The following is a 13,363-nucleotide window of genomic DNA, read 5'->3' as shown; positions in this document are numbered from 1 at the left end:
TTCATCTTACATCTCAAAGCATATATGGCTGAAGGTTCCCATTTCATATCCTCTGTAGATGATTTTTGGCTGTTCCACCCCAGACGAGCTTCCTAAGGCATGAAGGATCGGAACGAAATGCTCCGCTCTCGGGACAGCCCGCTTGGCATGTGGCGCTAATGTTTCATATTGCAAAAATGCGGCTATGTCGCGTTGAACGATCTTATCCGCTATCCAATCATCAAATTCAACCGCCCACGCTTCAGGATGCGCTTGATTCATTTTGATTTCATTAAAATTGTGGACGGTCGTTCCGCTGCCAATAACCAAAATATTTTCCTCGCCCAAGCCTTTAAGCGCTTCGCCTATTTGGAGCTGTTCATTCGCAGATAGAAAAGGGTTTACCGATATCGTCACAATTGGGATATTAGCCTCCGGATACATGTATCTTAGGAAAATCCAAGAGCCGTGATCTAATCCCCGTTCATCATCCCTATCAACCGTTATGCCATTTCGTCTAAAACGATCTTCTAATTTTGCAGCCAGATCAGGCGAACCTGGGGCAGGATAAGTCAATTGATACAATTCATCCGGAAAGCCATAAAAATCATAGATCGTGTTTAATGTCCCCTCAGCGAACGAAATCGTCGTATTCCGTTCCTCCCAGTGGGCACTGAACAGCACGATCGCTTGCGGTTTATACTTTTTCCCAATATCGGATAAAAACCGGGTGTAATCCGATTCAGCCATCGCGGACAACGGTGAGCCGTGGCAAATAAAAAGGGATGGCAGCATGCTTTTTCGCCTCCTTATTGTCTGTTATTGGCAAGCAGCTTTATCTGGCCAAAAAGCACGATCAAAGCTAAAACCAGCAAAATCAATGGCATGCCTGCTACTTCAAAGCCTTGGCCTGCCTTTAAATGTGTAAATACAGCTCCAGCCATTACAACCGCTAATACTCCGCTAAAAATAGGAATCAGCTTATTTCTCCAATAACCAATCAATAACCCGACAGCCCCCAAAATCTCAACAATCCCCACAACGTACATGAACGCTGTGCCATATCCATAAATGTCATTAAAGGCTTCCACTTGGGTAGGATCTCCACTAACCTTCATAAACCCAAACATTAAAAATCCAAGCACTAGCAGTCCTTGCAATATTCGCACAAGCCATTTCACTGTAACGATTCCTCCTTGAGTATGTTTAAATCATAGATGTATAATAAGCTCTAGAGTTATTTATTAGAAGTAGGAACTTTAATTAAACCTAGTATACAAAAAGATACCATAGGAAACGAAAGGGGAAAACGTTCAAATGCCTGAGGAATGTAAAGTGGAAACGGCTTTAGAAATTTTAGTTGGCAAATGGAAGCCTATTATTTTATATCAGCTTTTTTCGCAAGGTACGATGAGATTCAGCGAGCTGCAAAAATCATTGCCGGACATCACCAAAAAAATGCTTACCTCCCAATTGCGGGAATTAGAATATCATGACATCGTTCATCGTGAAATTTATTTGCAAATCCCCCCTAAGGTCGAATACTCCATTACGGAATACGGCATGAGAATGGCGCCTTTATTGCAGGCCATGAATGAATGGGGAATGTCTCATATTGAGCATCTCAATGAGCTATATGGAGAGGAAAGCAAGTCAAACGATCTGTAAGTGTAAACAAACAACCGACCTTTGAGGTCGGTTGTTTGTTTCGTCCGGTTAATTCAGATACGTACCGCCATTTAAATTGATCGCTTCGCCGGTAATAAAATCAGACATGGACGAAGCGAGGAATAATACGGCAATGCAGCCCGGCAAAAGTATAATGTGCTGTTTAAATTGACATCCATTACCTCCTGCCAGTCATCAATCCCCATCTCAATCATAGAGCTGCGGTTATTGATGCCAGCATTATTGACGAGATTGTCAATTTTGCCGAAATGACTTACGGCTGCCTCAATAACACAGCTTGCTACCCTCTGTCTTATGCCATATTTCATAGCAGCTCTGATTCGTTTGCCTTTATTCCGCAATATAAGGCTCAGTTAGAACAACGTATTTAATCGCTTGCCGGAAATAAGTGTAAGCGATATGAAGCTTGCCATCCTTCGATTGCTTTATCGTCGGATACGAATATTCACGATTTAGACGCTCCTTGGAATTGTTCGTCATCGCATACCCATCGCCCACTTCAATATTGCGTTTAATCGGCCAAGTCAAGCCATTATCCTTGGAAATTGCCAGCGTCATTGGCGCACGAGGTGCGCCCCAAAATGCTTGCCGTTCCTCGCCGGAAGGAATCTCTGTCAGGATAGGCGCTGCAGCCTCCAGTTCATCCGCTTCCTCGTCTTCTATTTCATCGTACAGCGAAGCACGGCGCTCCATTGAATCACTTGCGCTTTTATGATTGTATACTAGCGCCAAATCGCCATTCGCAAGCTTCGTGAATTGAATGGAGGAATTGTTGTTAGGCAGCGATGTCGGCACAGGCTCGCTCCACGTTCTGCCGTGATCTGCCGAAGCGCTTCTATAAATATAATCCGCCCAGCGGCTGCGATAGAGCGCAAGAAGCGTGCCATCATCCAGCTTCTCGATATTCATATGCACGCAGCCAACACTGCCCGGCACCGTTACTTCCTCCCATGTTTTCCCTTGATCGGACGAAATTTTCACGGCGCTCCCATCTTTGTTCCCTGTCCATTTCTCGCCCGGATTCGTGCAGCAGTACCAGATCGGCAGCAGCCAATCGCCATTGTCCAACACCGTAATTGGCTGTCTGATAAAGATGCCTGGCGTATCGAACAGCGTATCAATGTCGCTCCACGTATAGCCATTATCGTCCGATATGCGGCGTCTAATGATCGCCGTATCCTGATTGCCAGATTTTTGCGCGGTATAGAGCAGCCACAGCTTGCCGTCTGGGAGGGAAAACAATACCGGGTTTTGCTCTGAGCGTGTCGGATCATCCGATAGCTTGACCGGCTCCGTCCAAGCCGTTGCTCCTTTATTTAGTCGGGACAAATAAATGGAGATGTCCGGAATGCCTTCCTGTGTTCCTGCAAACCAGACGCAGAGCACATCGCCATTATCTAAAATATGAAGAAAGGAAGCATGATTTTGCACCTGATGGGATGGAATATAAGCATCGGAGCGATACGGTTCTCCCGGTGTTGCTGTCATTTCATGGTGGAAAGCAGAATGTTGTTCACTCATTGGCAATAACCCTCCTAAAAGCAATATAAGTTTGAATTCATGTAAGCTTATTTATTCGACCCAGCTGCAGCTTTGCTGATCCAGCGGTCAATAACCACAACAATGTAAGGCACGACGACTGCAATATACATATTATCAATGCCGAATGGACCATCCAGTAAATACCATACCGTTGTGCCTAGTGTTGTAGATAAAGCTACAGTGGAAACCCCGACAAAAATTGAAGCGACCAGCGATGTAGCGACAATGGCACTGAGAATCGGGTGCATATGCTGCATAAACACCGGGAACGCATAAAGCGGATCTATATCCGGGTACAAATAGCGCGCGCAAACGCCGATGATCGCTACAGCAACAGCAAGCAGCAGAAACAGCAGTCCAGCATAAATCGTAGCGCGTTTAGCCGCCTTCGCATCTTTTGTGGAAGTAATGGCCTGGATAATGAACGGTGTGGAGAAAAGCGCAATAAAGGCTGTCAGCAAAATTCAGCTTCGGATACCATCATTATGCAGGATAACGCTTACATTTCAACTCGAAGGGGACCGAACGAAGCCGATCATCCCTTCTCTCAAGCTCATTGGCAAGGGCCGCGCTTATTTCGGCGACAGCTCGACAGCAGATGCAAGGGCGGCAAGCATGCTTCTCTCATCGGCTATATTTTTCCCTGCGATATCAAAGGCCGTGCCGTGATCCACAGAAGTGCGGATAAATCCGCCTTTTAAGCCAACCGTAATGTTGACGCCTTCCTCCAGCCCCAGCACTTTGATCGGCACATGGCCTTGATCATGGTAGCAGGCAATGACGATATCAAAGTCTCCGCGCACCGCCCGGTAAAACAGCGTATCGGCCGGATAAGGACCGCTTGCGTTAATGCCCTCTTCAATCGCTTGACGAATGCCGGGAATAAGCTTTTCTTCCTCTTCCCCTTCACCAAACAAGCCATTCTCCCCCGCATGCGGATTTATGCCGCATACCGCAATCCGCGGACGGTCATAACCCGCTCTAGTCAACGTAGCATGAGCGAGGCGAAGAACGGTGAGCGTTCTCTCTGGCGTTATATTGTCAATCGCTTTTCTCAGCCCGACATGCGTCGTGAGATGAATCACCTTCAGCTTCGGCGACGATAGCATCATCGAATAATTTTGCGTATCGGTCAGCTCGGCGAAAATTTCCGTATGCCCCGGGTACAAATGTCCGCCCTTGTGCAGCGCTTCTTTATTCAATGGAGCGGTACATACGCCTTGCAGCTCGCCGGCCTGCGCCAGCTCAACCGCTTTTTGAATAAACTGGAATGCAGCATCACCCGCAACCGCCGATACTTCGCCCTGCTTTAAATCCGCTGGCAGCAAATTTAGATCAAAGCAGTCAATGACGCCTGGCTTAAATTCGCATTCCGCTGTGCTGCTTACCGTGTGAACCGTAAATGCTGCACCGGTTTGTTCGATAGCCCCCTGCATGCTCTTCGCATCACCGATTACGACTGGGCGGCATTTATTCAGCACTTCCTCATGCTGCAGCGCCTTCACAATAATTTCCGGACCGACGCCAGCGGCATCCCCCATTGTAATACCGATAATCGGCTTGCTCATGTCCATTCGCCTCCATGCAATTTTTTGATGACATGCTCCATCGTTCGATCTGAACCAAAATTTCCAGCCTTCGTCACCATATAAAGGCCGCGAGCTTCATATTTGCCTAGCAGCACGCCCGGCTCCAGCTCCTCCATAAGCTCGACCGCCGTTATGCCAAGCTGCTCCAACACCTGATAAGCGGTATCGCCGCCTGTCAAAAACAGCTTATGGATTGCTAGCTTGTCGAAAAGCTTAACGGTTATGCTGCCAAGAGCGGCAGAAATGGCATCGCTAATTTGGATCGGTGTCATGCCTAGCCATTGGCCTGCCGCTTGTGTGTCGGCGATATTGTCTGAGGCGACGATAACGGTATCGCGACCGTCTGCCAAAGCACGATTCGCCTCGTCGATGACGCGATGCAATTCCCCCTGCTTACCAGCCTCGTCAGCGAGCAGCTTCTCGGAACGGGCAATGATTTGCACTGCCAGATTCTGATTCATTAAATTGCGCAGCTGCTCGCGCCCCATCTTGCTCACGCTGCCTACGACGAGCAGAACGGGATCATAACTAACTGGCAGCGGCATATGCAGCGGCTTGTCATTTTCAGCCACAGCATATGCTTTCGGAAGATGGTTCATCAGGCCAGCTGAGCCAACCCAGACAAATTTATAGGACAGCTGCGCCAATGCATTCGCCAGCCTCTCCAAATCCCCCTCTGTAACTGAATCTGCGACAATATAGGTCATATTTTGTATTTTGCATGCTTTAAGCCTGTCAGCTAGATGCGCCTTTCCTTGGTCAATATCTGATACGGAAAGATGGGCAACTGCCCGTCCCGTCTGGCTAGCTACCAGCTCTACCACATCGGACTGGAGCACCGACGTCTTCGGATCACGGCTTACCTCGGTCTCATGCAGCAGCTTGCCATTCAAATGATGAATACGTTCAATAATTTGCCGACCGTTCTGCGGATAACCTGGGGCGATAATCGTAAAGTCCGGCTGAATGACATCGGACATCGCATTTAGCTCAGCACCGATATTTCCACGAAGCGTGCTATCTATTTTTTTATAAATCAGGTCAAAGGGCTGCTCATTAATATATTGGCTAATCTGTTTGACGATTGACGAAGCTTCATTCGCAGGCAAGGAGCGGCTTACCGTGTTGAATACAACAGCATCATAATGCGGCTCCTCCGCCATAACCGGATTAATTCGAACCGATACGCGCATGCCATAACGCACCAGCTGCCCTCCGCAATCGCATGCGCCCGTCAAATCGTCGGCGACAATCGCAATTTTCACGGTAATCCTCCCTTATTTCACAATCAGGCTGCGATAAATCATTTTCATATCGTCCAGGCTTAGCACCTTCGGGTTGTTGTTTAACAGTCTCGTAACCTGCGAAGCAGCTTGCGCTAAGGCCTCGACATTTTCCTCCTGTACGCCATAGGCGGTTAAATCCTGCGGTATTTCCAGCTTCTCTGTCCACTCGCGAATTTTCTCGATGACACGGTATGCTGCTGCCTCTGGCGAAAGCCCTTCTGTCTCAATGCCCATTGGCCCAGCAACGAGATGGAGCCGATCTACACAATGATCCATATTAAACGCCATCACACCAGGCAGCAGCATCGAATTGGCGACGCCATGAGGAATGCCATATTTGCCGCCAAGCGGATAAGCGAGCGCATGAACCGCCGCCGTTCCCGCTGCCGTAAGCGCCATTCCGCCATACGTTGAACCAAGCAGCATTTTCTCACGCGCCTCTAGTGACGAACCATTCTCGTAAGCTTCAATAATGCTTGAAGATATGAGACGGATGGACTCCAAAGCGAACATGTCACTGAAATAATTAGCTTTGTTCGAAATAAAAGATTCCAGCGCATGCGTGAACGCATCCATGCCTGTTGCAGCCGTTATCGGCTTCGGCAGCTCCAGCGTCAGAACCGGATCAAGAATAACAAGCTTCGGCAGCAGATAAGGGCTGACAATTCCGATTTTCAGCTCCTGATCAGGGAAAGTAACGATCGCATTCGGCGTCACTTCTGAGCCCGTGCCAGATGTCGTCGGGATCAATACGGTGGCCACTCCTGACTTAGCCACTACATTTGTGCCAAGCATGTCAGCGATTTTTTGCTCATTCGTCATCAGCACCGATAAAATTTTAGCCGCGTCCAGCACGCTGCCGCCGCCAAGGCCGATGATGATTTCATAGTGATTACCGTGATATGCCGCGAACGTTTCTTCTATGTTTTGCACCGTCGGCTCTGGTAAAATCGCTGTGCATACGTCAAAGGCGATGCCTTGCTCCGTTAACTGCTGCTCGATGACGCCAGAGTAGCCCTTGCGCTGAACCGTTGGCTGCGTAACAATCAAGGCGCGCTGAATGCGAGGATGAACAGCAGGCAAATGCTCCTTCAGCTGCGACAAGGTGTTCGCACCGGCAATGATACGGTCTGCTGTCTGAAAGTGATAAACATTCAGCATTCGTTATCCCTCCTGATTCGTTTTATAAAATTGAACGGCTGTTTCAATCTGCTTGAACGCTTCGCCTGTCGGCTCTTGAATCGGCGCTCTGGCAGGGCCGACCGGAACACCAGCTTTCCAGTTGTTATAAATCGCAACAACCGTTTCCGGGAGCAAATTCGCCGTTGCAGCGACAGCACCACTACCGCCAGCTTGAAGCGTTTTCAAAATAAGCGAGTCAGTACCCGCAATAACGGAAAAATGCTCGCCGCGTGTATGCGCTATATATTGCTCAATGTTGCTAAAATCCCCACTACTATCCTTAATGCCGGCGATATTCGGCAGTTTAGCCAAACGCCCCACCGTCTCAAGCGCAAGGGAAAGTCCTGTTTGCGACGGGATATTGTACAGCACGACCAGAATCGATACAGCCTCCGCTACTTTACGGTAATGCTCTTCAGCTTCCTCCTGCGTTGGCGGAATAAAATATGGCGTTATAACCGACAGCGCATCGACACCAAGCTTCTCTATCGCTTGCGAAAGCTCAATGACCTCGCGTGTGCTGTTTCCACCGCTGCCCACCATGACTGGTACACGGCCTGCGTTTCCTCGACAACGATTTTGGTTATGTTTAATTTTTCCTCGCGGGACAGAACATGAAATTCCCCATTCGTTCCTAATGCGAAGATACCGTTCACTTTTGCAACAATCAATCGATTGACAAGCTGTTTTAATGCAGCCTCATTTACCTCTTCATCTTTTGTAAAAGGAGTCAATAATGCGGGATAAATTCCCTCAATTGCTAGTGGCATCTCGTGGCATCTCGTATCCTCCCAAACTTTTCATCCGTATAATGCGAAGCGTTTACATTAGTGAGTGTAAATCAATATGACCTTTTTAGCAACATTTATTTTAATAAACTCAGAAAATTCGACTAATTAGTTGCATTTTAAAACACTTTTTATAAAAGGAAATGGTTTGAACGTATTTTTTCGCATCACTTAGTTTTAGACAGCGTAAAAAAGAGCATTCTCATTTGCGAGAATGCCCTTTAATGACGCAGCTTATATTTTTAATAAACATACATTCAGCTGCACAAGTTAGTTACAGCCGTTGAAAGTCTTATCTTACTATTTCTCCGATACCATTTGGCGAATGCGTTCGCCGGCCTCTTCGATCGTAATGAGCTCTTTCTGATTGTCCTTGCGCTGAACAAATTCGACTTTCCCCTGCTCCGCGTCTTTGCCAATAACCACTCGCAGTGGAATGCCGATCAGATCCGAATCCTTGAATTTTATGCCTGGCCGCTCTTCCCGGTCATCAAGCAATACTTCCACCCCGCTGCTTTGCAGCTCATTGTAAAGCTGCTGGGCTACCTTCATATGCGTTTCATCCTTCACGGATATCGGAATCAGATGTACGTGGTACGGAGCAAGTGCCAGCGGCCATACTATTCCTGCCGCATCATGATGCTGTTCTATCGCAGCGGATAACATGCGCGATACGCCAATCCCGTAGCAGCCCATAATCATCGGCATGCTTTTGCCTGCTTGATCGAGAAAAACAGCGCCAAGCTTTTCGCTGTATTTGGTGCCCAGCTTGAACACATGCCCCACTTCAATGCCGCGGAAAAATTGCAGCTTCCCTTCGTCACAGCGCGGACAGCCGTCTCCTTCGGCCGCGCTCCGGAAGTCGCCAATATGCTGGGGAGCGAAATCCCGCGCAGGAACGATGTGACGATGGTGGTAGTCCCGTTCATTCGCCCCGGCGATGGCAGCCGTCATTTTCATAACCGCATCATCAATGAGCAATGGAAGATCGAGACCGATCGGGCCAATAAAACCTACAGGCGCTCCTGTCAGCCGCTGAATGGTATCGGCATCGGCAATAGCTGCGTTTTCGGCGTCAAGCGCATTTTTCACTTTAATATCGTTCATTTCATGATCGCCTCGAATGAGAACGGCAACTAAGCGGTCATCGACGAGACAAATTAGGGTCTTGATGATTTCAGCTGCTTTAACGTTCAGCTCTTGAACCAATTCATCAATCGTCTTCATATTAGGGGTGTGAAATTTTTCCACTGGCTGCTCGCTATTCATAGTCTCGGCTTCTTGCTTCGCCTCAAACGACGCGGCCGCCGACTCCGCCTTTTCTAAATTGGCAGCATAAGCGCAGCTGTCGCACACCGCAATCGTATCTTCGCCAATATCCGCAAGCGCCATAAACTCATGCGTGCCGCCTTCTCCTCCGATGGCTCCAGCATCCGCCTCTACTGCACGGAAATTAACGCCGCAACGATTGAAAATTCGTTCATAAGCACGGTACATTTTCCAATAGGAAGCGTCCAGTCCCTCCCAATCGGTATCAAAGGAATAAGCATCCTTCATTAGAAATTCCCGGCTGCGCAGCAGGCCGAATCGCGGACGCCGCTCATCCCGGAACTTCGTCTGAATTTGATACAAGGTGACGGGCAGCCTCCGGTAAGAGCTGATTTCGTTGCTTACTAAGGAAGTAATAACCTCCTCATGTGTTGGTCCTAATACAAATTCACGCTCGTGGCGGTCCTTCAATCGAGTCAGCTCTGGGCCGTAGGCGGTGTAGCGCCCGGATTTCTGCCATAAATCAGCCGGCTGCATCGCAGGCATAAGCAGCTCCTGAGCTTCTTCCCTGTCCATTTCCTCCCGCACAATCGTCTCTACTTTGCGCAGCACGCGCCTTCCAAGCGGCAAATATGTATAAATTCCCGCAGCAAGCTGGCGAATGTATCCGGCGCGCAGCATCAGCTGATGGCTCATCACCTCGGCGTCCGCAGGTGAATCTCGTAAAGTATGAAGCAATAATTGACTTTGGCGCATGAGCCGCACTCCCCTTTTTTCGACCATCATTTAGTATGAAAAAACAAAAAAGACACATCGTCAGGGACGAATGTGTCGTGATACCACCCTAGTTTGACCACAAAGCCAACAGCAAGCCTGGCGATCCTCAAACATGATAACGGCATGTACCGGCAACGGTTGAATTCCCGTCACAGCTCGCAAGGCAGGAGAAGGCTCGTTCGCAGCGAGAAACCTTGCAGCCGGTGGGTTTCTTCTCTGGACAGCGAAGCTGGAGCGCTTCTTTCTTGGTCAACGCTATTGCATGATGTTTATGATAAAAGCTTTATAATTTACATTACAATAACTGAAATGATTAAACGAGTCAAGAGGTTGGCTTTTTTTAAAAAAACTTTATTAAGACAAGCGTTTAAGAAAAAAGGAGTGGCCCTCTGGCCCTCACCAGGACCGCTCCTTTTGCTTTAGACATTTAAATTGCCCAGTTGCCACCCCGGAAAATAGGCTCTGCCGATCCATCCTGCGTGATGCCGTCAATGTTCATCTCAGCTGAACCGATCATAAAATCTTCATGCACCAAGCTGCGATTCGCTCCATGTGCAAGCAATTCTTCCGGTGACATGGTCGTGCCGCCGCTAAGATTAACCGGATAAGCCTGCCCCAGCGCCAAATGGCAGGAAGCATTTTCATCATAGAGGGTATTAAAGAAAATAACATTAGAATTGGAAATGGGCGAGTTATGTGGCACAAGCGCCACTTCACCGAGCTTCGCCGCCCCTTCATCCGTTCCGACCAAATGCGATAACGCCTCATAGCCCTTCTCAGCCGAATATTCCGTCACCTTGCCATCCTTGAACGTCAAGGAAAAGCCGTCAATAACCTGGCCGTTGTAATTGAGCGGTTTTGTGCTGCGAACCGTGCCATTCACGCCATCCTTATGCGGCATCGTAAATACTTCCTCAGTAGGCATATTCGGATTGAACAGCACGCCTTTGGCATTTGCCTTGGCTCCGCCTAGCCAGATGTGGCCTTCCGGCAAATCTATCGTTAAGTCCGTACCCGGCGCCTGATAGCGCAGCTGACGATAACGCTTGCCATTAAGCAGCTCCACCACTTGCAGCAGCTTGGCATTATGCTCGCTCCAAGCCTGAATCGGGTTTTCCAGGCCAATGCGTGTCGCCTCAATAATTCTTTCCCACAGCTTCTGCACCGCCTCCTCCGGCGATACATCCGGGAACACTTTAGCTGCCCACTCTGGTGTCGCGTAAGAAATAAGCGTCCATGCGTTCGAATGATTCATCAGTGCACCGCGATAGCCGCTGAGCGCAGTCGATGCGGCTTTCGTTGCTGTCGCCACCCGATTGGCATCCACTCCCGTGAGCAGATCAGGATTCGGCGAATAAATAGTAATAAACGCCGCCCCTTGCTCCACATACCCTTCCCACGCCTTGGCGCGCCACATTGGGTATTCGCCAAAAGCCTCTTCTGGCGCCAGCTTATACTTAATGCGAGCTAGCTCCTCATCGTTATACTCCACTTGTACATGCTTCGCTCCTGCTTCATAAGCCTTCATGGCAATCAGCCGAGCCAGCGGAGCTGCGCTTATTGGCGTCATCAGGACAACCGTCTGTCCTTGTTGGACATTGACGCCCGTTCTAACGGCCAGTGCCGCATAATTTTCTAATTGCTGCTGTGTAGGATACATATGTAAATTCCCCTTTTCATTTGGATAATTGTGTAAAGCACATTTGTAAAACAATCGCGAACTTACTTTCATTATAATCATCTTTACGGATGATCTCAAATGCGGCCAGCCTACGGCCGTTCCGCAAGCATTAGAAGCTTATGCGCAAGCTGGGACGTCGAACAGTCGGCAAATACCTCAACTGAAAAGGAGCGATTATTAATCGTGATGCTGCGAATGTCTTTCTTGACAATCCCCATCCATAAAGGCGAGTGCCACGTTTTACGGCAAACTAAATAACTGTTCCCATTAGCGACAACCTTCCACTTCATACGCGAACCCCCAGCCCCTTCCCTTATCACAAGCGTAAACGGCTGTCGCCGTCCTCTGGCGGCAAAGCCACCGTTTCGCGTAGAAATATAGAGAAAAGATGGGAACATCATATCCTTTCTCTATATTTTAAAAAAAGAGATCGAGGTACAAGTCTCATCCCTCAATCTCCTGCTGATTTATGCTTTTATTCGTTGCTTGTACCAAAACGTTTGGCCGATTTGGCGCGGGCGCGCTCCATCTCGATTTCACGATTGCGCGGCTCGGCATTCGTCACAAGCGAACTCATCAGCTTCTCTGCCGCAGCCGCCACTTCTGCAACAGCGATGCGGAAGGCTTCTTCATTCGCTTTCGAGGGTGCGTTATAGCCGGATATTTTGCGGACAAATTGCAGCGAGGCTGCCATAATTTCATATTCTGTTGCTGGAGGGTCAAAGTTAAACAAAGGCTTAATGTTTCGGCACATTTTCATTCTCCTCCTGTCATTGATTGCATACTAGCTCTGGCAATAAGCAACAACCTGCTCGTAAGGCAAGGCACCGCCATATATATCTAATGCGCTGCCGATTGTAATATCCAGCTTGCCGCCAGAGAGGCTCTCGAACAGCTCTAGGTCAGCCAGCGAACGAGCGCCGCCCGCATAAGTACAAGGGATTGTCACCCATTGCGCCAACGCCTTCACCAAGCTTTGCTGGATGCCGCTCTGCTTGCCTTCCACATCAACAGCATGAATGAGAAACTCATCGCAAAATTGCTCCAGCATGCGAATATTAGCTTCATTCACTTCAAAATTACTGAACTGCGTCCATTGGTTCGTCACCACATACCACTTGCCGTCACGCTCTTTGCAGCTCAAATCAATAACTAATTTGTCTTTGCCAACTTCAGCGACGATCGTCTCCAGGTTGTCTTTATTAAGCTGTCCATTGCTGAAAATGTAAGAGGTCACAATGACATGCGATGCGCCTTGAGCAAGGTAGTGCTGGGCATTGCCTGCATTAATGCCTCCGCCAATTTGCAAGCCGCCCGGATACGCCTGAAGGGCGCGAACCGCTTCCTCTTCGTTGCCGCCCCCCAGCATAATGACATGCCCACCAACGAGCTCGTCCTTCTTGAACATTTCGGCATAATAAACGGAATGATGGCTGGAAACGAAATTTTCCACGACCGCATGCTTGTCCGTACTGAGCGTCTCGCCCACAATTTGCTTCACTTTTCCATCATGCATATCTATACAAGGTCTGAATTTCAATGTGATTCCCCCAAAGTTGAGACGAATTATAAATTCGTATT

General features: G+C 48.6%; 13 protein-coding genes and 2 pseudogenes. 1 reads left to right on the top strand and 14 read right to left on the bottom strand.

Annotated features, from left to right (window positions below):
- Positions 1–6: 6 nt before the first annotated feature.
- Together AC50X8_RS24125 and AC50X8_RS24120 are read right to left on the bottom strand one after the other, a co-directional pair.
- Positions 7–774, bottom strand: coding sequence for a DODA-type extradiol aromatic ring-opening family dioxygenase (locus tag AC50X8_RS24125; RefSeq protein ID WP_494881955.1), 768 nt, complete (start codon positions 772–774; stop codon positions 7–9).
- Positions 775–788: 14 nt separating this feature from the next.
- The gene (locus AC50X8_RS24120; protein WP_056035594.1) at positions 789–1,160 is read right to left on the bottom strand and encodes a DoxX family protein; all 372 of its coding nucleotides are present in this window, start codon (positions 1,158–1,160) and stop codon (positions 789–791) included.
- A 136-nt stretch (positions 1,161–1,296) separates the two neighbouring features.
- On the opposite strand from AC50X8_RS24120, the gene AC50X8_RS24115 reads away from it, so the two are divergent.
- Entirely contained in the window at positions 1,297–1,647 is a 351-nt protein-coding gene (locus AC50X8_RS24115; RefSeq protein WP_056035591.1) for a winged helix-turn-helix transcriptional regulator, read from the top strand.
- Positions 1,648–1,718: 71 nt separating this feature from the next.
- Here AC50X8_RS24115 and AC50X8_RS24110 read toward each other — a convergent pair whose 3' ends face one another.
- The 12 genes and pseudogenes from AC50X8_RS24110 to hisA all read right to left on the bottom strand — a co-directional run bounded on the left by AC50X8_RS24110 (position 1,719) and on the right by hisA (position 13,322).
- Positions 1,719–1,976, bottom strand: a complete 258-nt coding sequence (locus AC50X8_RS24110; protein WP_235533161.1) for an SDR family NAD(P)-dependent oxidoreductase — start codon at positions 1,974–1,976, stop codon at positions 1,719–1,721.
- A gap of 22 nt (positions 1,977–1,998) precedes the next feature.
- Positions 1,999–3,189 (bottom strand): sialidase family protein, encoded by a 1,191-nt coding sequence (locus AC50X8_RS24105; protein ID WP_056035584.1) that lies wholly within the window; start codon positions 3,187–3,189, stop codon positions 1,999–2,001.
- Positions 3,190–3,236: 47 nt separating this feature from the next.
- Positions 3,237–3,653: pseudogene (locus AC50X8_RS24100) on the bottom strand (sodium:solute symporter family protein); the annotation flags it as partial.
- A 129-nt stretch (positions 3,654–3,782) separates the two neighbouring features.
- A complete protein-coding gene (gene pdxA, locus AC50X8_RS24095) occupies positions 3,783–4,778 on the bottom strand; it encodes a 4-hydroxythreonine-4-phosphate dehydrogenase PdxA (RefSeq protein ID WP_494881952.1) in 996 nt (331 codons plus the stop codon).
- The gene (locus tag AC50X8_RS24090) at positions 4,775–6,064 is read right to left on the bottom strand and encodes a four-carbon acid sugar kinase family protein (RefSeq protein WP_494881950.1); all 1,290 of its coding nucleotides are present in this window, start codon (positions 6,062–6,064) and stop codon (positions 4,775–4,777) included. The genes pdxA and AC50X8_RS24090 overlap by 4 nt, the downstream gene beginning before the upstream one ends.
- Positions 6,065–6,076: 12 nt before the next feature.
- On the bottom strand, positions 6,077–7,246 hold the full coding sequence (locus AC50X8_RS24085) for an iron-containing alcohol dehydrogenase (protein ID WP_494881948.1): 1,170 nt from the start codon (positions 7,244–7,246) through the stop codon (positions 6,077–6,079).
- Between the two features lie 3 nt (positions 7,247–7,249).
- Positions 7,250–8,037: pseudogene (gene dapA, locus AC50X8_RS24080) on the bottom strand (4-hydroxy-tetrahydrodipicolinate synthase).
- A gap of 318 nt (positions 8,038–8,355) precedes the next feature.
- Positions 8,356–10,080 carry a proline--tRNA ligase gene (locus AC50X8_RS24075; protein ID WP_494881946.1) on the bottom strand — a complete coding sequence of 575 codons (1,725 nt, stop codon included), beginning with the start codon at positions 10,078–10,080 and terminating at the stop codon, positions 8,356–8,358.
- A 448-nt stretch (positions 10,081–10,528) separates the two neighbouring features.
- Positions 10,529–11,761: an aminopeptidase gene (locus tag AC50X8_RS24070; RefSeq protein WP_056035566.1), complete on the bottom strand. Its 1,233-nt coding sequence runs from the start codon at positions 11,759–11,761 to the stop codon at positions 10,529–10,531.
- A gap of 110 nt (positions 11,762–11,871) precedes the next feature.
- Positions 11,872–12,072: a hypothetical protein gene (locus AC50X8_RS24065; protein ID WP_056035559.1), complete on the bottom strand. Its 201-nt coding sequence runs from the start codon at positions 12,070–12,072 to the stop codon at positions 11,872–11,874.
- Positions 12,073–12,257: 185 nt separating this feature from the next.
- Entirely contained in the window at positions 12,258–12,536 is a 279-nt protein-coding gene (locus AC50X8_RS24060; RefSeq protein WP_056035556.1) for a DUF2277 domain-containing protein, read from the bottom strand.
- Positions 12,537–12,566: 30 nt separating this feature from the next.
- Positions 12,567–13,322: a phosphoribosylformimino-5-aminoimidazole carboxamide ribotide isomerase gene (hisA, locus tag AC50X8_RS24055; protein ID WP_494881944.1), complete on the bottom strand. Its 756-nt coding sequence runs from the start codon at positions 13,320–13,322 to the stop codon at positions 12,567–12,569.
- Positions 13,323–13,363: the final 41 nt, after the last annotated feature.

Source organism: Paenibacillus sp. JT22N15, assembly GCF_059383755.1.
Note: the sequence above shows the minus strand (reverse complement) of the source record. Positions and strands in the feature narration are given on the sequence as shown.